Origin of the sequence: Alteraurantiacibacter aestuarii (genome assembly GCF_039523595.1) — a bacterium.
GTDB classification, from domain to species: Bacteria; Pseudomonadota; Alphaproteobacteria; order Sphingomonadales; family Sphingomonadaceae; genus Alteraurantiacibacter; species Alteraurantiacibacter aestuarii.
The window spans coordinates 1824840-1842357 of sequence record NZ_BAAAFP010000002.1 but is presented as its reverse complement, the minus strand read 5'-3'; the positions used below and the strand labels follow the sequence as shown (position 1 = coordinate 1842357).

Below are 17518 nucleotides of genomic sequence, written 5' to 3'. Positions count from 1 at the left end.
GCGGCCCCTTTGTTATTCGGTGAAGCCGGGGATCAGCCGCCGGCCTGCGCTTCGAGAGCGGCCTGGATATCGGCCAGATTGGCCAGCGCCATGATCTGGCCATTGGCATCCAGCGCCAGCATGTCGAGCGGCAGGGTGACGAGCTGCTCGTCCGCTGCCTTCACGATCACATTGCTGCCGTCGATCTCGTCAATCATGCCCAGTTCTTGCGCATCATAGGTGATTACCGGTGCGCCAACGGTCAGCGCAGCTTCCAGTGCGGCGCTGGCTTCTGCCAGCTGGGCGGAGACCATTTCGTCCAGCGCAGTCTTGGTGATGTTGATCGTCGGTCCGGTTTCACCCTGACCGAAAGAGTCCGCACCCAGGGGAACCTGGTGCATGCCGGTATCGATGACCACGGTGGTGCCGTCATTGGAAATGATCGAACCAACGGCATTGCCGTCATTGCCGATTACCGTTGCGCCAACGCTCAGATCAACTTCGGCAGCCTGTGCGTGGACGACAACCGGTGCGGCAGCCAGTGCCGCGGCGGCGATGAAAAGCTTTGCAAATTTCATGAAACCCATTCCCTTGTAACTTCGTGTGTAAGTTCGTGCTCGATGGTGATGTCTTCCCGGCCCTGCAAAGCAGGCACGGAGCCGACAAAATTGGAAAAGCAGGGCACTGCCCTCAGGCTCTTGGGTATCGGCCGATCCGACCGGACGCAACCCAAAGGCGGGACGAAATATGCACGAAACGGCCTGAATCGAGCCTTTTTGGCCCGAAAACGGGAGTTCGGCCTGATCCCGAAGGGCAACTGGTGGGATGTTTCGGTCAGCGATTGGGCGGCATCGGACCGGACACAAAATGGCCGGATGATTGCTCACCCGGCCATTTTGCTTTGATTTTATGAAGGCTTCAGCGCGGAGCTTGTGCGCTTCGGCCGCCTTGCGAGCGGCGGTTGCCACCACCGCTTCGGCCTTGACCGCCGCGATTGCCACCTTCACCGCGCGGCTTGACTGACGCATCGGGATTGCGGCGCGGACGGTTGTTGCCGCGCTGACGGCGATTGCCGCCGCCGCCGCCTTCACGCCGCTCTTCGGAATACTCGGCACCCGTTGCCTTGCGCGCAGGCTTGGGCAGGCGGGCGGCCTGGTCCACGAAATCGGCAGGCAGCGGCGCGGTGCCGAACTGGATGCCGGTCAGCTTCTGGATGTCACGCAGGTAAGGCTTCTCGTCCGGTGCGACATAGCTGATCGCCAGACCCGAGCGGCCGGCACGCGCGGTGCGGCCGATGCGGTGGACATATTGTTCAGCCACATTGGGGATTTCGAAGTTGAACACCGCGGAAACGCCGGGAACGTCAATGCCGCGTGCAGCGATATCGGTTGCCACCAGAACGGCGATGCGGCCTGAACGGAAGCCGTCCAGTGCGCGCGTGCGCTGTGCCTGGCTCTTGTTGCCGTGGATGGCGGCAGCTTCGATGCCTGCTGCAACCAGATGGCGCACAACCTTGTCCGCGCCATGCTTGGTGCGGGTGAATACCAGGCAGCTTTCAATCTCGCCGGTTTCCAGACCCTTGCGCAGGGTAAGGGTCAGCAGCGCCTGCTTTTCGCCCTGCTCGATAAAGGTCACATACTGATCGACCTTCTCGGCAGTGGTGGCCTGCGGATCGACTTCCACCTTCACCGGATTGGTGATGAAGCGGGCGCCCAGCTTGGCAATTTCATTGGGCATGGTGGCCGAGAAGAACAGGCTCTGGCGCTTCTTGGGCAGCATGTCGGCAATGCGGGTGAGCGGCTTGATGAAGCCAAGGTCCATCATCTGGTCGGCCTCGTCGAGGACGAAGATTTCCACATGATCGAGCTTGAGACAGCGCTGTTCGATCAGGTCGAGCAGACGACCCGGCGTCGCCACCAGCACATCGGTGCCGCGGGCGAGGCCGGAAATCTGCTTGTTGATCGGCACGCCGCCGAACACGCACTGCACCGACAGGTCGAGGAAGCGCGCATAGCTGCGCATGTTGTCGGCAATCTGGGCGGCCAGTTCGCGCGTGGGTGAAAGCACCAGCATGCGGCACGAGCGCTTGGGGCACTCGCCGCCATTGGCAGCCAGACGGTGAAGCGAAGGCAGCGCGAAGGCGGCCGTCTTGCCGGTGCCGGTCTGGGCAATGCCCAGCAGGTCGCGGCCTTCCAGAAGGGCGGGAATGGCCTGACGCTGGATCGGCGTGGGGTCACTATACCCCTTCGCTTCGAGTGCGCGCAGGATAGGCTCGGCAAGGCCGAGCTCTGAAAAATAGGACATAAAAAACTTTCATCGTGACACGTCCGGAATCGGATTCCGGGCGCATATTGGGCGCTCAAGGCGACCCAAGCGTGACACGGGAAGCTTATCGGCAAATGGGACCGTTAATCGGTGCTGGACCTCACCCCGTTGGAAATGGGCAGGCTCACGCTCGCAACCGACCCACGCGACTTATTCGCGCCGGTCGAGGGGGGCATATAATCCTGTTTCGTTAACAAGCAAGGATATTACGTCTGGCTATTGATCCTGCGGGAGTTCCTCGGCCAGTAATTCCTCCACGCGCGCACGGTCTGGAAAACCTTCCCTGACCCAGCGTTTTTCAACCGCCTGCAGGATGCGCGAGACTTCGGGTCCGGCGGAAACGCCGCGCTGGACGATCTCGCCGCCCTTCATCGGCAGGCGGGGAATTTCCCAATCGAGCACGGGCGCAGGATCGCACGATTGCAGCAACAGGCGGTCACGCGCGCAATCGCGGCCCACGTCATAGGCCAGTGCGTGCGGGTCCTCGCAATCGCTCTGGCTGCGCCGGGCAACGCATTTGAGATAGGTGCGCTGATCGCGCGAAAGTTTGAGCCGCGATGCAACCGATCCGGCCACCTCGGGATCGGCTGGCAGCAGTGCGGCCATGCGGCGCAGGGCGAAAGGCGCGATGTCTGCCACGGCGCAGTCCTCGTTTTCCAGCAATGTTTCCAGCATCATGATCTGCGCATCGCCAGCTTCTGGAAGGACCACCTTGAGCACGCCCAGATGGCACATGCGGGTGATCGCGTGGACCGGATCGGGCAGGGCCAGCAGGTTGAGCAATTCCGTCGCCACGCGTTCGCGGCTCAGGCCCTTGAGGGTTTCGGCCAGCTCCTGGCAGGCTTCCTCCGCCTCATTATCCACCTTGCAGCCGAAGCGTGCCTGAAAGCGGAAATAGCGCAGGATGCGCAGATGATCCTCGCGAATGCGCTCGCGGGCATCGCCGATGAAGGTGATGCGCCGTTCCTCCAGATGCAGCAGGCCGCCGAAATAATCGAAAATCTCCAGCGTGACCGGATCGGCATAGAGCGCATTGATGGTGAAATCGCGCCGCGCCGCATCGTCCTTCCAGTCCTGCGCATAGGAGACGGTGGCGCGGCGGCCATCGGTGGAAACATCATGGCGCAGAGTGGTGATTTCCACATTGCCGCCGGGCAGAATGGCGGTGACGGTGCCGTGATCGATGCCGGTAGGCACGGTGCGAATGCCCGCTTGCTCGCACAGGGCGATGACTTCCTCTGGCCGGTGCGTGGTTGCGGCATCGACATCGGCAACCGGGTGGCTGAGCAATGTATCGCGCACTGCGCCGCCAACCCAGCGGATGGTGTCCTCTCCAAGGGCTTTGACCAGCTGCGCGAGATCCTCTCGCTGCGTCCATTCTGCTTTTGGCAGTGCTGTCATCGGGCAATCATCGAGAAAATCCCATCGTTTCCAGCCTGCGCGACAGATTGGCGATGATCGCCGCCGTCACGCCCCAGATCCGATGTTCCTGCCACATGATTTCAATGTAGTCCCTCTCCCGCCCGTCGAACAGGGTCGACTTGTGCGCATGATTGGCGGGATCGAGGATAAAACCGAGCGGTGCCTCGAACCAGTGCGACACTTCGCGCGGGTTGGGCCGCAGGTCGAGGTCCGGCGGGACCAGTCCGATTACCGGGGTGATGTCATAGCCGGTGCCGGTGACGAAGCGGTCGCTCTGCCCGATGACGCGGACATGGGCAGAGGGTAGGGCCAGTTCCTCATCCGCCTCACGTAAGGCGGCGGTAATGGCGTCTTCGCCCGGATCGAGTTTGCCGCCGGGAAAGGCGACTTGCCCCGGATGCTGGCGCATGTCCTGCGGCCTGTGGGTCAGGATCACGCCGGGCTCGCTGCGTTCCGTGATCGCCACCAGTACGGCAGCTTCCCGCAAGGTTGCAGGGGCGAAGAGGGAGTGATCGTGCAGATCGTCCAGTTCTTGCTGGTGACCGCGCGCGAAATGATCGGCGATGTGATCGAACAGCTCGCTCATTGCGGAACCAGCGGGCGCGGAACCAGCGGGCGCGGAACCAGCGGGTGCGGAACCAGCGGGAAGGTGACGCCCTGGCTGGTAACGCATGGCACGCCGTCCACATCATGTGCCAGCGCGACCAGTTGCAGCCAGGTTGACCGGTTGATGCGCGCCTCGCAGCCGTGGCGCACCGCCAGATAGATCGCGGGCAAATCCACATCGCCCTCGGCGCGAAGGCGGTTCTGTGGTCCGGCTATCACCAGCTCATCCGTATTGAGGCGGAAGGCCAGCGCGCCATCCGTCTCCTGCAAGTCCACCGCAAGGAATGCCGCGTCTTCCACGATGATGCGCTGGCGGCATTGCGGGGTCAGCAGGAAATGCTCTGCGCCGGCATCGCGTGTCAGCAGGGAGGCAAAGGCGCGGACCATCGCCGGGCGCGTGATCGGCCTGCCATCGTGCCACCAGCTTCCATCGGCGGAAATGCGCATGTGGCTGTCGATGGTTTCTGCCGGGTCCCATCGATCCAGCGGAGGCAATTTGCGCGCTGCTACTGCCGCCGCAATCTCGGCAAGCGACATTTCGGCAAGCTGGGACGGCGCATCATAGGGCATGCACCATCAGATGGCAGCAAAGGTCAGCCTTTCCAAGGGCCGAGCATGCCTTCACGCGGCAATATCGCCGGGTTTTGCGATCGGGCGAGCAGGCGCTCAGGCTCCCACGGGCCGGGCATTTTCCAGCCTGCCGTGTGATCGGCGCTGAATCCGAACCTGGCGTAATAGTCCGCATCGCCAATCAGCATTTGCGGCAGGGGTGACGCCGGGTCCAGCGCGCCGGCCTGCGCCGCCATCAGCGCGCGGCCAAAGCCTTCGCCCTGCCGTTCCGGCAAGACGGCGACCGGGCCGATCATCAGCATGGGATGCGGGCGACCGGCGGGATCGGTCAGCGCCACAGGGAAGGCCTGAATGGTGCCCACCAGCATGTCATCCTGATCCAGCGCGGCAAAGCTGAGCGCGGGCAGGCACTGGGTTCCCTCACGCACCTTGTAAGCGGTGCGCTTGTGGCGATCAGGACCGAAGGCGCGGTCGAGCAATTGCTCGACCAGCGCGGGATCGACACCGGACAGGGGGATCAGGCTGGCAGTTGCAAGTGACATGGAGGCGCGCCGATAGAGAGGCGCGCGCATCCATGCAATTGTTTCAGCCGATACCTTCTTTATGGGCGCCTACTGTGCGGCGGTGAGGTGCAACAGCTTGCCGCGCGGGCCATCCTCCAGCACCCACAGCGATCCGTCGGCGGCCTGGGCAATATCGCGCAGGCGGCTGGGGAAGGTGTAGCGTGCCTCCTCCGTGGCGGTGCCGGTGCCCGCGGCATTGGTGGCAACGCGCACCAGAGAGGTGGTGGCAAGCGCGACGATCAGCGCCTGGCCGCGCCACTGCGGGAACATGTCCCCGTCATAGAAGATGAAGTCCCCCGGCGCGATCACCGGTGTCCAGTAGATTGCCGGCTTGGTGAAACCATCGTCCGCCGAGTGATCGGGAATGGGATCGCCGTTGTAATTGATGCCGTTGGAACGCGTGGGCCAGCCATAATTGCTGCCCGGCGTGACCTTGTTGATCTCATCCCCGCCGCGCGGTCCGTGTTCAAGGTCCCAAAGCTGGCCATTGGTATCGAATTGCAGGCCCAGCATGTTGCGGTGGCCGTAGGACCAGATCTGGTTGGTCGGGCTGCCCTGTCCGGCAAACGGATTGCCCGCAGCGGGCGATCCATCAAGATTCAGCCGCACCACCGTGCCCAATGTGTTGGAAATGTCCTGCGCGGGTTCCCCCTGCATGCGCTCACCGCTGGAAATGAACAGGTGCTGCCCATCGGGAGAGAAGGCCAGCTTGTGGCTGAAGTGGCCGGGGCTGTCGATCGCCGGTTCCTGCTGCCAGATCTGCGTCAGGCCGGTTACGGCGCACGCCTGAGCGTCGCAGGAGAACTGGCCCCGGGCCGCCACGGCGCGCCGTGCATCGCCCTCTGCCGCCTTGGCCCAGGTCAGGTAAACCGTGCCGCTGGTGGCGTAATCTGGCGCGAAAGCCACGTCGCCCAGGCCGCCCTGACCGCCGTAAGCCACTTCGGGCATGCCGGAGATGTCCAGAGTTGTGCCGCTGACAGGGTTGTAGAACTTTGCCGTGCCGCCCTTCTCGGTGATGAAGAGATTGCCCGTGCCCGGCTCAACCGCCAGCGCCCAGCCTTCGTTGAATGTACCGTGGCTGGTGGCATTGAACGGCATGTCGCCTTCAAGCGCGAAGGGTTCACCGCCCACGATACCGTTGGCAGGGGTGGAGACAACGCTATCCCCCGGCGATGCGGCGCTGCAGCTTGCGAGCGCCAGAGTGGCAGGGAATAAGGCGTAAGACAGGATCGATTTGTTCATGCTCTCGGGAACTCCCACTCGCGATTTTTGCGCCCTTCTGGCCCCGGATACCCTCGTGGCCGGAGTGGACGAGGCGGGACGCGGGCCATTGGCTGGGCCAGTAGTGGCGGCTGCCGTGCTGCTATGCAAGCCGGGACCAAAGGGCATAGGCGATTCCAAGAAACTCACCGCGAACACTCGCGCCCGGCTGGAAGCGGAAATCCGCGCCAGCTGCGCCTTTGGCATCGGCATGGTGGAACCGGCGGAGATTGACCGGATCAACATCTTTGCCGCCACCATGCTGGCCATGACGCGGGCGATGGAGCGCCTGTGCGATGCGCTGGGGCAAGAGCTGGAACTGGCGCTGATCGACGGCAATCTCACGCCGCAGGGGCGGCATGCGGACTGGCGCTGGCCCGCCCGCGCCATTGTGGGCGGTGATGGCAAGGAAGCATCGATTGGTGCCGCCTCGATCCTGGCCAAGGAGTACCGTGACCGCCTGATGTGCCAGGCGGCCGAAACCTGGCCCCATTATGGCTGGGAGCGCAACAAGGGCTATGGCACGAAGGACCATCTGGACGCTTTGCGAGCATACGGCCCAACCCCGCTCCACCGCCGCAGCTTTGCTCCGGTAGCCCAGCTTGAGATGCTCCTGTGACCGGTTTCACCTCCGCTGAGGTTCCCGATCAGGCAGGGCGGCGATTCCTGATAACAGGTGCCAACAGCGGGATTGGTTTCCATGCCGCGCGCATGCTGGCGGGCAAGGGTGCCCATGTGTTGCTCGGCTGCCGCGATACCGGGCGCGGGGAGGCGGCGGGCAAGGCTATCCTTGCTGATCATCCGGCGGCGCAGATTGGAGTGGTGCAGGTCGATCTGGCGGACCTTTCGTCCATTCGCAAGGCGGCGTCTGCGATCGATGCTGTCGACGTGCTGATCAACAATGCCGGGATCATGATGCCGCCGCTGGGCCGCACGGTGGATGGTTTTGAACGGCAACTGGGCATCAACCACCTCGGTCATTTCGCGCTGACCGGCCTGTTGCTGCCCAGGCTGGCGCAGGGACGCGATCCGCGCGTGGTGAGCGTGGCCAGCATTGCCCACCGGCGCGGCAGGATCGATTTTGACAATCTGGACGGCGCGCGCGGCTATTCCTCAATGCGGTTCTACGCGCAGAGCAAGCTGGCGAACCTGCTGTTCATGGCTGAGCTTGATCGGCGGCTGAGAGGTGCCCGCTCACCGCTTGCCGCAATTGCCTGCCATCCGGGTATTTCCGGCACTGGTCTGGGCCGCGATTCTGCGATGCTGGGCCTGCTGTTCCGCATGGCATCGATGATGTTCAACACGGCGGAGCAGGGGGCTTTCCCGACCTTGCAGGCCGCCTGCGATCCTGCGGCGCAGTCCGGCGATTACTTTGGCCCGCAGGGATTCAGGGAAATGCGCGGAAACTCAGGCCGCGCGGCCATTTCCGCCAATGCGAAGGATCAGCACGCCGCCAGGCGCCTGTGGGATGTGTCGGTCGAACTGACCGGGGTTGACCCGGAATTGCTGCCAGTCCCGGCACCCTAGGCCGCGAAGGCCTTGATCTTCAGCTCGTCAATATAGGCGCGGGCGAATGTCTCCATCGTCTCCGGGTCTGGCGGAAGGCCGCCCTGTTCATCCGCTGCCTCGCCCAGTTCGTCCCGGCTGTTGACGCGCGGGAAGGGTGCATCGGGCACTGCTACGCCTAGGAAATCGCACAGCGGCTCCCACCCCTGTTTGGGATGGAACACCAGCAGGCGCTCTGGCGGCAGCATGTCGATCACCTCCTGATTGCGGCGTTCGAACCAGTCGGTCATGAAAGCGCGGTTGGCAATTTTGTCACCGAACGGGGCATAGACGGCACCCTGCATCATCTTTTCCTGCGGCGTGCCGCGCAGCGATCCCTGCATCCGTTCGGAAAAGATCGTCTCACTGACGGAATCAAACCAGCTGTTGGCATCGCGCGTGGTCAGCACCACCTTGGCATCGGGATAATAGTCCGCCAGTTCGCGCCAATAGGTGCAGGCTGGATAATCGGTGGTGGACTGAAAGCCATCGAACACAGTCTCCCAATCCGGCTTGCCCGCGGCCACATCCAGCCACAGCGGGACATTGCGGCGCGCAGCGGCGAACACTTCGGACATGTGGAAGCACGGCCCCAGGCCAATGTGTTCCAGCGCGAATTTGAGTGAGAAGGTCGCCGTGCGGCCAAGGCCCGCGCCGATCACTTTCAGTGCCATGTGTTATCCCCCCAGCAACAGCAGCAAGCTGCCGTGAGCGCAAGAATGCGGTATAGTCGGGGCGACAACAAGGCCTTTGTTCCGGGGCGAGTCCTTGGGGTCACACCCCATCATGTCGAGTCTGCAAAGGGCGTGGAGACTCAACATCTTGTGCCGGACTCTTTTCGTTCTCCCTCAAGATCGCGGCGGGCGCACGCCGGGTTTGCAAATCGCTGCTTGACCTGAGGACTCCAAGGACTCACCCTGTGGATAAGTCAGGGGGCAGAGTGTTCATGGGTGAGTTGACCAAGGTTCGGGCCGCCGCGCCTGTTAAAGTGAAGACGGTGAAAAAGGCGGTCGATAAGGCCGACCTTCCGCTTGGCCGCATTCTTTCGGGAGACTGCGTGGAGGCCATGCGCGGGCTGCCGACGGACAGTGTCGACCTGATCTTTGCCGATCCGCCCTATAACCTCCAGCTTGGCGGCGATCTCAACCGCCCCGATGGCAGCCATGTCGATGCCGTGACCGATCACTGGGACCAGTTCGACAGCTTCGCCATCTATGACAAGTTCACGCGTGACTGGCTGACTGAAGCGCGCCGGGTGCTCAAGCCCGATGGCGCGCTGTGGGTGATCGGCAGCTATCACAACATCTACCGCGTCGGCACGATCCTGCAGGACCTGGGTTTCTGGATCCTCAACGATATCGTCTGGCGCAAGACCAACCCCATGCCCAATTTCCGCGGCACGCGCTTCACCAATGCGCATGAGACATTGCTGTGGTGTTCGCAGGGGGAGAAGGCGAAATACCACTTCAACTACCGCGCCATGAAGACTCTGAATGACGAATTGCAGATGCGCTCCGACTGGGTGCTGCCGATCTGCGCGGGCGGGGAACGGTTGAAGGATGACGCCGGCCACAAGGCGCATCCCACGCAAAAGCCCGAAGCCCTGCTCTACCGCGTTCTGCTGGCCACTACCGAGGCGGGCGACGTGGTGCTCGATCCGTTCTTCGGCACCGGCACTACGGGCGCGGTGGCCAAGCGCCTTGGCCGCGACTGGATCGGCTGCGAGCGCGAGGAAACCTATCGCAAGGTCGCCACCAGCCGCATCGAGAAGGAATTGCCGCTGGACGAAAGCGCACTGGTGACGATGCAGAGCCGCAAGGCCCAGCCGCGCGTTGCCTTTGGCGCCATTGTCGAGGCCGGTCTGCTGCCACCGGGCACAAAGCTGTTCGACAAGCAGCGCCGCTGGACTGCCAGCGTCTGCGCCGATGGATCGATTTCCTGCGGCGATATCAGCGGTTCCATCCACCATGTCGGCAAGACCTTGCAGGATGCGCCCAGCTGCAATGGCTGGACCTTCTGGCATATGGAGAAGGCCGGCAAGATTGAGCCGGTTGACGCCATGCGCCAGCTTTACCTGCTCGCCGTAGAGGACTGATGGGCCGCATCTACATCCAGCCGATCACGCTGGCCGGTTCGCCGCAAAGCGTTGATGGCGATGCCGTGCGGCTGGGCGGATCGATGGTCTATGCCCGCGAATTCGCGGTGACCCTGCGCCGCGATGGCGAGGTGGCACAGCGTCATCTTGTCACCAAGGCGGGCATGGCGGATGTCCTCTCGGGCCTACCGGCGGACCTCGCCGAAGAAGCCGCCGCACAATGGACCAACCTTTCCATGACGCACGCCCCGCTGCAATGCGGGGAGCGCACGATCCGCCTCGACCAGCCGCAGGTGATGGGCATTCTCAACGTCACGCCGGACAGTTTTTCCGATGGCGGCAAGTTCATGGATGATGATGGCGCGATGCAGGATCAGGCATCGTCCATGCACGAGGCTGGCGCGGCAATCATCGATATTGGCGGCGAAAGCACGCGGCCCGGCGCGGCGGTGGTGTGGGAAGGCGACGAGATCAAGCGCGTGATCCCGGCCATCGATTATTGCGCGGCCATGGGCGCGGCGGTCAGCGTGGATACGCGGCGGCCCGGCGTGATGGAGGCGGCGCTGGAAGCGGGCGCGCACATCATCAACGATGTCTCTGCGCTGCGCCACGATCCGCGCAGCCTTGAATTTGCCGCCTCGACCGGCAGGCCAGTGATACTGATGCATGCGCCGGGTGAGGGCGAGAACCTGCACGAGAGCGCGGGCTACTCAGCCGTTGCGTTCGATGTGTTTGACTGGCTGCGCGATGCGCGCGACCGGGCCATCGCGGGCGGAATAGACCGTGCCAATATCGTGCTCGATCCGGGCATTGGCTTTGGCAAGTCGCTGGCGGATAATCTCACGCTGCTGAATGCGCTGCCGCTGTTCCACGCCCTGGGCCAGCCGCTGCTGCTGGGGGCCAGCCGCAAGCGCATGATCGGCGCATTGTCGAACGAAGCGGGCGCGCATGAACGTCTGGGCGGGTCAATCGCGCTGGCGCTGCTGGGGATGAACGCGGGCTATCACCTGCTGCGCGTGCATGACGTGTTTGAAACCGTGCAGGCGCGCAATGTCTGGCGCGGCCTGCGCGATGCCGCCCTGACCGATTTCAGCGGTTTGGGCGACTAGGTCAAACGAACCCTTTGGGGTTCGCAAGCGCAAACGCGCGTCGGCCGTCAGGCCGCCCCATCGGAGGCCTTTGGCCGCGAGATCAAATCACGCCGCGTTGTCGATTCCCAGGTCGCTGAGTTTGCGATAAAGCGTGGAGCGGCCAATCCCAAGCCGCCGGGCCACTTCGGTCATGCGGCCACGGTAGTGACCAATGGCGAGGCGGATCACGTCGGCCTCGATATCTTCCAGCGGGCGCAGATTGCCGTCGTCGGAATACAGCTGCACGCCTGCCGCTTCGGACACCGATTGGGTGGCGCCGGTCATATCGCCCAGGATCTGGCTCAACTGCGGGAAATCCTGCGCCGTCAGCGCATCGCCGTCGCAAAAAACGGCGGCGCGGAACAGCACGGCCTGCAACTGCCGGACATTGCCCGGCCAGTCGAATGCGGCGAGCAGGTTGAGCGCCCCGTCGGTAATGCCCATTTGCCGCAGGCCCGGCTGTTCGGCGATGCGGGCCAGAAAATGGCGGGTCAGCGCGGTGATATCGCCATTGCGATCCCGCAGCGGAGGCAAGGTGATGGTGGTGCGCGAGATGGTTTCGAACAGCTCGGCGCGGAAATGGCCTGTCGCCACAAGGTCTGCCAAGGGCAGGTTGCTGGCAGAGATCACGCGCACATCGACCTTGAACGAATGCCTTGCCCCGATGGGACGGACCTGACCGGTTTGCAGCGCTTCGGCCAGGCGGTCCTGCAGATCGATTGACAGGCGGTCCACCTCGTCCAGCACCAGAGTGCCGCCGTCGCAATTCTGCAACGCGCCAACCTGGCGATCGAAGGCACCGGCAAAGGCGCCCTTCTCGTGGCCGAACATCAGCGATTCGAGCGAGCTGGCGGGAATTCCGCCAATATTGATCATGCGGAACGGAGCCTTGGCGCGCGGCGATGCGGCCTGCATGGCGCGCACCAGCATTTCCTTGCCGGTGCCGCTTTCGCCCTCGATCAGCAAAGGCCCGTGACCGCGCGCAGCCTTGGCCGCCTTGGCCAGAGCATCGCGGAAAGGCGGCGCGGTTCCCACCATCGCATCGAAATCGAGCGTGGCGGGCATTTTCTCGGTCAGCGGGGTCAGCTCATCACGCGGGGATTCGCGGGTGGTGGCATTGCGCAGCGCCTGCATCAGGCGTTCGGGCGCAACCGGCTTGACCAGATAATCGGTGGCACCGGCGCGCATGGCTTCCACGGCCAGCAGCGGAGATGTGCTGGCGGTCAGCATCAGCACCGGCATGGCCGGGCGGCGCTCCTTCAGCTCTGCAATCAACTCGCATGCCCTGTCGCCCGGGACCCATTGGTCCAGGATAATGGCGGATAATTGCATGCCCTGCCGCGTACCCAGCGTGGCGATGGCCTTCTCGGCTTCGTCCACGACAAGCACGCGCCAGCCTTCACGCGCGGCGAGCGCTGTGATCAGCCGGCTTTGTGCCGGTTCATCGTCGATCAGCATCAACAGGCGCTGTTCGGGTTCGGCCATCTTTCCCCACTTCATTATGGGCACCACTTCAATGGTGCGAAGGCGGGTATAACAGCGGCGGGTAAAGAGCCGATTAAGGAGGGCACTTGAGTGCTTTGCTGCAGGGAGATAGAGCAGGCATCAACAGATTCACCGATCCACAAGGGACAAGACAAGACAATGGCCGATTCCCAAGACCTCAAAGCAGCTGAAAAAACCTATGGTGGCTTCATTTCCCTGCTCAAATGGACGATCCCGCTGATCGCCATTCTGGTATTCTTCGTCCTCCTGATCATTTCCTGAGCCAGACGGGATGGGGGGTCTACGCATTGCGGTTCTGAAAGAGCGTGCCGCCGGGGAAACACGTGTTGCCGCAACGCCTGAAACGGTGAAGAAATTCATCGCTCTGGGCGCAAGTTTCGCAGTGGAATCCGGTGCCGGGGAAGGCGCGAGCATTTCCGATCAGGACTACCGCGACGCTGGCGCGCAGGTTCTGAGCGCCGATGAAGCAGTTGCCGGTGCCGAGATCATCCTGGGCGTGCAGGCGCCCGATGTTGCGGCACTTTCTGGCGCGAAATCAGGTGCATGGGTGGCGGCAACCTTCGATCCCTTCGGGCATAAGGACCGCGTCGACGCCTATGCCAGGGCCGGTCTGGAAGCGCTGTCGATGGAATTCATGCCGCGCATCACCCGTGCGCAGAGCATGGATGTGCTCTCCAGCCAGTCCAACCTGTCAGGTTACAAGGCCGTGCTGGCCGCAGCGGATCAATATGGCCGCGCTTTCCCGATGATGATGACGGCGGCGGGCACGGTTTCTGCTGCCAGAGCCTTCATCATGGGCGTGGGCGTTGCCGGGCTGCAGGCGATTGCCACCGCGCGCCGTCTGGGCGCGCAGGTTTCCGCCACCGATGTGCGCTCTGCCACCAAGGAGCAGATCATGTCGCTGGGTGCCAAGCCGATCTTCGTCGAGACTGTCGAGGGGATCGAGGGTGAAGGCGCAGGCGGCTATGCCACTGAAATGTCGGAAGAATACCAAAAGGCGCAGGCCGATCTGGTCTCCGCCCATATTGCCAGGCAGGATATCGTCATCACAACGGCGCTGATCCCGGGCAGAGCGGCACCAAGGCTGATCACGGACGCGCAGATCGCCACCATGCGGCCGGGCAGTGTGATCTTCGATCTGGCCGTGGCGCAAGGTGGCAATGTCGAAGGCAGCAAGCCCGATGAAATCGTGGTCCGCCACGGCGTCACTATCATGGGCTATTCCAACACGCCCGCACATATGGCGGCGGATACCTCTGCCCTGTTCAGCCGCAACCTGTTCAACTTCCTTTCCGCGTTCTGGGACAAGGAAGCGGGCAGGCCGGTGCTGGATGAAGAAATCGGCGATGCCGTGCGGCTGACGCGCGGCGGCGAAATTGTGAATGAAAGGCTTAAAGCATGAACAAGGCAGTTTTCGCAATTGCGCTGGCAGGCGCGCTGAGCGTCGCAACCGGCGCGCAGGCTCAGGCCCCTGAATACGCCGCCGCCGAGCCCAAAATTGAACTCAACCATTTCATGATGGCTCTCTCTGTCGCGGACATGGAGGCGGTGACCGCCTTCTATGTCGACGTGCTCGATTTCGAGGTGGTGAAGGACGCGCCGCTAGGCGATGCGATGCATTTCCGCTGGCTGAAGAATGGCACGCAGGGCATCGAACTGGTCCGCATGGCCAATTCGCAACCCGGCCCGGAACGCGGCGCCCCTCCGGCCCATCTTGAGGTGCGCGGCCCCGGCCAGCTGATGATGGAAGTTGCCGATATCGAGGCGACCAAGGCCCAGCTTCTGGCCAAGGGCGTAACGCCCGATGTCGATATTACCGACCTTACCGCCGCGCTCGGCATCAAGGTCATGTTCGTGATCGATCCGGAGGGTAATCTGATCGAGCTCGTTCAGGTGATGGACGAGTAGGCCGCATGGACTTCATTTCAATCCTCTCGATCTTCGTGATGGCCTGCTTTGTGGGCTATTACGTCGTCTGGTCGGTCACCCCGGCGCTGCACACGCCGTTGATGGCGGTGACCAACGCCATTTCCTCGGTGATTATCGTGGGTGCGCTGATTGCTTCGGCTGAAGCTGGCAGTGCCGTGGCCAAATGGCTGGGCCTTGCGGGCGTGGTGCTGGCGAGCGTCAACATCTTCGGCGGCTTTGCAGTCACAGAACGGATGCTGGCGATGTACAAGAAGAAGGAGAAGAAATGATGCTCTCCTTCCTCGCATCAGGCACCGCACATGGCGCCGTAAATCCCTTCGCCGCGCTGGCCTATCTGGTTTCGGGCGTGTTGTTCATCCTGGCTCTACGTGGTCTTTCGCACCCGACCACCAGCCGCGCGGGCAACCGCTATGGCATGGCCGGCATGCTGATCGCCATGGTGACCACGTTGGTCACGCATGACATCGCCAATATCGGCGAGATCGGCACCGCGATCCTGCTGGGCGGTATTGTCGGCTTCACCATCGCCCGACGCATAGCGATGACGGACATGCCGCAGCTGGTGGCAGCGTTTCACTCGCTGGTAGGCCTGGCCGCAGTGCTGGTGGCTGCTGCTGCTTTCCTCAATCCCGATGCCTTTGGTATTCTTGATGCTGCCGGACAGATATTGACTGTCAGCCGGGTGGAGCTGTCGCTGGGTGCGGCGATCGGTGCGATCACCTTCTCCGGCTCGGTCATCGCCTTTGCCAAGCTGAACGGCAATATGTCCGGCGCACCGATCATGCTGCCGGCTCGCCATGTGATCAATCTGGGCACGCTGGTGGCGATCCTGGGCATGACCGCGCTTTACGCCGTGTCGCCCGAAGGCGCAGCGGGTGAGGGATGGCTGTTCTGGGCCATTCTGGCCGCCGCCTTCATCATCGGCTTCCTGCTGATCATCCCCATTGGCGGGGCGGACATGCCGGTGGTCGTCTCGATGCTCAACAGCTACTCCGGCTGGGCGGCGGCGGCGATGGGCTTCACGCTGGGCAATACGGCGATGATCATCACCGGCGCTCTGGTCGGCTCCTCCGGCGCGATCCTGTCCTACATCATGTGCAAGGCGATGAACCGCAGCTTCATCAGCGTGATCGCGGGCGGCTTTGGCGCGGCGGCTGATACTGGCGGCGGCGAAGCGCGCGAACAGCGGCCCTACAAGCAGGGCAGCGCGGATGATGCCGCCTTCATGCTCAAGCAGGCAGAAAACGTCATCATCATTCCGGGCTATGGCATGGCGGTGGCGCAGGCACAGCATGCCTTGCGTGAAATGGGCGATCTGCTGAAGAAGGAAGGCGTCAACGTCAAATACGCCATCCACCCGGTGGCTGGCCGCATGCCCGGGCACATGAACGTGCTGCTGGCCGAAGCCAATGTGCCTTATGATGAAGTGTTCGAGCTGGAGGATATCAATTCCGAATTCGCCCAGTGCGACGTGGCCTTCATCATCGGCGCCAATGACGTGGTCAATCCTGCCGCCAAGACCGACAAGACCAGCCCGATCTACGGCATGCCGGTGTTCGATGTGGACAAGGCCAAGCAGGTATTCTTCATCAAGCGCAGCATGGGCGGCGTGGGCTATGCCGGGGTGGACAATGACGTGTTCTACATGGATCAGACCATGATGCTGCTGGCCGATGCCAAGAAAATGGTCGAGGAAATCAACAAGGCGCTCGACCACTAGGCGAGCGCGAATTCATGCTTTCCAGCGTGGGAACCGGATGAGCTAACCGCCCGTTCATCCGCAAGGTGCTGTATGCTCTGCATCAGGCCGGGGTAAAATCGGCGGAAAATGGGCCGAAAATTGACGAACAGAGGGCATTATCTTGCGTAAACTGGGGATGATCGGGGGGATGAGCTGGGTCTCTACCCGAAGCTATTACGAACAGATCAACCGCCATGTGCAAAAGCACAAGGGGTCGCAGGCCAGCGCGCCCATGCTCATTGAAAGTCTTGATTTCTCGCAGCTTTACCGGCTCGATACCGATCAGGACTGGGAAGCGGCTGCGGCCATTCTGATCGCATCTGCCAAGAGGCTGGAACAGGCTGGCGCGGGCATGCTCATGATCGGCGCCAATTCGATGCACCGCGTCTATCGCGAGATCGAGGCGGAGATTTCCATCCCCATGCTCCACATTGCCGAATGCGTCGGGGAGCGCATGGCGGCGGACGGGGTGAAGAAGGCGGCGCTGATCGGCACGCGCAATGTCATGACCGGCGGTTTCTATCGCCGCCGGCTGGTCAGCCACGGCGTGGACCTGCTGCCGCCCGACATGGACAGTATGGAGGCGATTGACCGGATCATCTATGATGACCTGATCGTCGGGCGCGCCACCCGCAATGCCGAACGCGTGTTCAAGACCATCATTACCGAACAGGCACAGGAAGGGGCGCAGGCCATCGTGCTTGCCGCAACCGAGCTGGAGCAGGTGGTGGACGTGGATGCCAATGTACTGCCAATCTATGACAGCACGCGCATCCATGCCCAGCGCGGCGCCGAATGGATCCTGGGCGAGGATTAGGCCCGCCTCAAATCGCTGTTCGTCAAGTGT

Annotated in this window: 20 protein-coding genes; 11 read left to right on the top strand and 9 right to left on the bottom strand. The window is 62.7% G+C overall.

Annotated features, from left to right (window positions below; all coding sequences use genetic code 11):
- Window positions 1-32: 32 nt before the first annotated feature.
- Window positions 33-557: a hypothetical protein gene (locus ABDZ98_RS12430; RefSeq protein WP_343808450.1), complete on the bottom strand. Its 525-nt coding sequence runs from the start codon at window positions 555-557 to the stop codon at window positions 33-35.
- 42 nt (window positions 558-599) lie between these two features.
- Between ABDZ98_RS12430 and ABDZ98_RS12425 the strand changes: the two genes are divergently transcribed.
- Window positions 600-884: a hypothetical protein gene (locus ABDZ98_RS12425; protein ID WP_343808447.1), complete on the top strand. Its 285-nt coding sequence runs from the start codon at window positions 600-602 to the stop codon at window positions 882-884.
- Between the two features lie 13 nt (window positions 885-897).
- Here ABDZ98_RS12425 and ABDZ98_RS12420 read toward each other — a convergent pair whose 3' ends face one another.
- The 6 genes from ABDZ98_RS12420 to ABDZ98_RS12395 all read right to left on the bottom strand — a co-directional run bounded on the left by ABDZ98_RS12420 (window position 898) and on the right by ABDZ98_RS12395 (window position 6707).
- On the bottom strand, window positions 898-2283 hold the full coding sequence (locus tag ABDZ98_RS12420; protein ID WP_343808444.1) for a DEAD/DEAH box helicase: 1386 nt from the start codon (window positions 2281-2283) through the stop codon (window positions 898-900).
- A gap of 237 nt (window positions 2284-2520) precedes the next feature.
- Window positions 2521-3705: a CCA tRNA nucleotidyltransferase gene (locus ABDZ98_RS12415; protein ID WP_343808441.1), complete on the bottom strand. Its 1185-nt coding sequence runs from the start codon at window positions 3703-3705 to the stop codon at window positions 2521-2523.
- Window positions 3706-3712: 7 nt separating this feature from the next.
- Window positions 3713-4312, bottom strand: a complete 600-nt coding sequence (locus ABDZ98_RS12410; RefSeq protein WP_343808438.1) for a CoA pyrophosphatase — start codon at window positions 4310-4312, stop codon at window positions 3713-3715.
- A complete protein-coding gene (locus ABDZ98_RS12405) occupies window positions 4309-4902 on the bottom strand; it encodes a DUF1285 domain-containing protein (protein ID WP_343808435.1) in 594 nt (197 codons plus the stop codon). The genes ABDZ98_RS12410 and ABDZ98_RS12405 overlap by 4 nt, the downstream gene beginning before the upstream one ends.
- Before the next feature lie 23 nt (window positions 4903-4925).
- A complete protein-coding gene (locus ABDZ98_RS12400) occupies window positions 4926-5444 on the bottom strand; it encodes a GNAT family N-acetyltransferase (protein WP_343808432.1) in 519 nt (172 codons plus the stop codon).
- 69 nt (window positions 5445-5513) lie between these two features.
- Complete coding sequence (locus tag ABDZ98_RS12395; RefSeq protein WP_343808429.1) at window positions 5514-6707, bottom strand: PQQ-dependent sugar dehydrogenase; 1194 nt, start codon at window positions 6705-6707, stop codon at window positions 5514-5516.
- On the opposite strand from ABDZ98_RS12395, the gene ABDZ98_RS12390 reads away from it, so the two are divergent.
- Both ABDZ98_RS12390 and ABDZ98_RS12385 read left to right on the top strand, forming a co-directional pair.
- Window positions 6706-7344 carry a ribonuclease HII gene (locus tag ABDZ98_RS12390; protein ID WP_343808426.1) on the top strand — a complete coding sequence of 213 codons (639 nt, stop codon included), beginning with the start codon at window positions 6706-6708 and terminating at the stop codon, window positions 7342-7344. The genes ABDZ98_RS12395 and ABDZ98_RS12390 overlap by 2 nt on opposite strands.
- A complete protein-coding gene (locus tag ABDZ98_RS12385) occupies window positions 7341-8252 on the top strand; it encodes an oxidoreductase (RefSeq protein ID WP_343808423.1) in 912 nt (303 codons plus the stop codon). Before ABDZ98_RS12390 ends, ABDZ98_RS12385 begins: the two co-directional genes overlap by 4 nt.
- Here the strand turns inward: ABDZ98_RS12385 and ABDZ98_RS12380 are convergent.
- Complete coding sequence (locus tag ABDZ98_RS12380) at window positions 8249-8944, bottom strand: sulfotransferase family protein (protein ID WP_343808420.1); 696 nt, start codon at window positions 8942-8944, stop codon at window positions 8249-8251. The two genes, ABDZ98_RS12385 and ABDZ98_RS12380, sit on opposite strands and share 4 nt — an antisense overlap.
- 272 nt (window positions 8945-9216) lie before the next feature.
- On the opposite strand from ABDZ98_RS12380, the gene ABDZ98_RS12375 reads away from it, so the two are divergent.
- Entirely contained in the window at window positions 9217-10365 is a 1149-nt protein-coding gene (locus tag ABDZ98_RS12375) for a site-specific DNA-methyltransferase (protein ID WP_343808417.1), read from the top strand.
- Window positions 10362-11474 (top strand): dihydropteroate synthase, encoded by a 1113-nt coding sequence (folP, locus tag ABDZ98_RS12370; protein WP_343808965.1) that lies wholly within the window; start codon window positions 10362-10364, stop codon window positions 11472-11474. Before ABDZ98_RS12375 ends, folP begins: the two co-directional genes overlap by 4 nt.
- A gap of 87 nt (window positions 11475-11561) precedes the next feature.
- On the opposite strand, the gene ABDZ98_RS12365 is transcribed toward folP, so the two are convergent.
- Window positions 11562-12980 carry a sigma-54-dependent transcriptional regulator gene (locus ABDZ98_RS12365; RefSeq protein WP_343808963.1) on the bottom strand — a complete coding sequence of 473 codons (1419 nt, stop codon included), beginning with the start codon at window positions 12978-12980 and terminating at the stop codon, window positions 11562-11564.
- 159 nt (window positions 12981-13139) lie between these two features.
- Here ABDZ98_RS12365 and ABDZ98_RS12360 point away from each other — a divergent pair, with 159 nt between their 5' ends.
- The 6 genes from ABDZ98_RS12360 to ABDZ98_RS12335 all read left to right on the top strand — a co-directional run bounded on the left by ABDZ98_RS12360 (window position 13140) and on the right by ABDZ98_RS12335 (window position 17488).
- A complete protein-coding gene (locus ABDZ98_RS12360; RefSeq protein WP_343808414.1) occupies window positions 13140-13262 on the top strand; it encodes an aa3-type cytochrome c oxidase subunit IV in 123 nt (40 codons plus the stop codon).
- Window positions 13263-13272: 10 nt separating this feature from the next.
- The gene (locus ABDZ98_RS12355) at window positions 13273-14403 is read left to right on the top strand and encodes an NAD(P) transhydrogenase subunit alpha (protein ID WP_343808411.1); all 1131 of its coding nucleotides are present in this window, start codon (window positions 13273-13275) and stop codon (window positions 14401-14403) included.
- Window positions 14400-14909 carry a VOC family protein gene (locus ABDZ98_RS12350; RefSeq protein WP_343808409.1) on the top strand — a complete coding sequence of 170 codons (510 nt, stop codon included), beginning with the start codon at window positions 14400-14402 and terminating at the stop codon, window positions 14907-14909. Before ABDZ98_RS12355 ends, ABDZ98_RS12350 begins: the two co-directional genes overlap by 4 nt.
- A 5-nt stretch (window positions 14910-14914) precedes the next feature.
- Window positions 14915-15199: an NAD(P) transhydrogenase subunit alpha part 2 gene (locus ABDZ98_RS12345; protein WP_343808406.1), complete on the top strand. Its 285-nt coding sequence runs from the start codon at window positions 14915-14917 to the stop codon at window positions 15197-15199.
- Window positions 15196-16650, top strand: a complete 1455-nt coding sequence (locus ABDZ98_RS12340) for an NAD(P)(+) transhydrogenase (Re/Si-specific) subunit beta (RefSeq protein WP_425543043.1) — start codon at window positions 15196-15198, stop codon at window positions 16648-16650. Before ABDZ98_RS12345 ends, ABDZ98_RS12340 begins: the two co-directional genes overlap by 4 nt.
- 142 nt (window positions 16651-16792) lie before the next feature.
- Window positions 16793-17488: an aspartate/glutamate racemase family protein gene (locus ABDZ98_RS12335; protein WP_343808404.1), complete on the top strand. Its 696-nt coding sequence runs from the start codon at window positions 16793-16795 to the stop codon at window positions 17486-17488.
- Window positions 17489-17518: the final 30 nt, after the last annotated feature.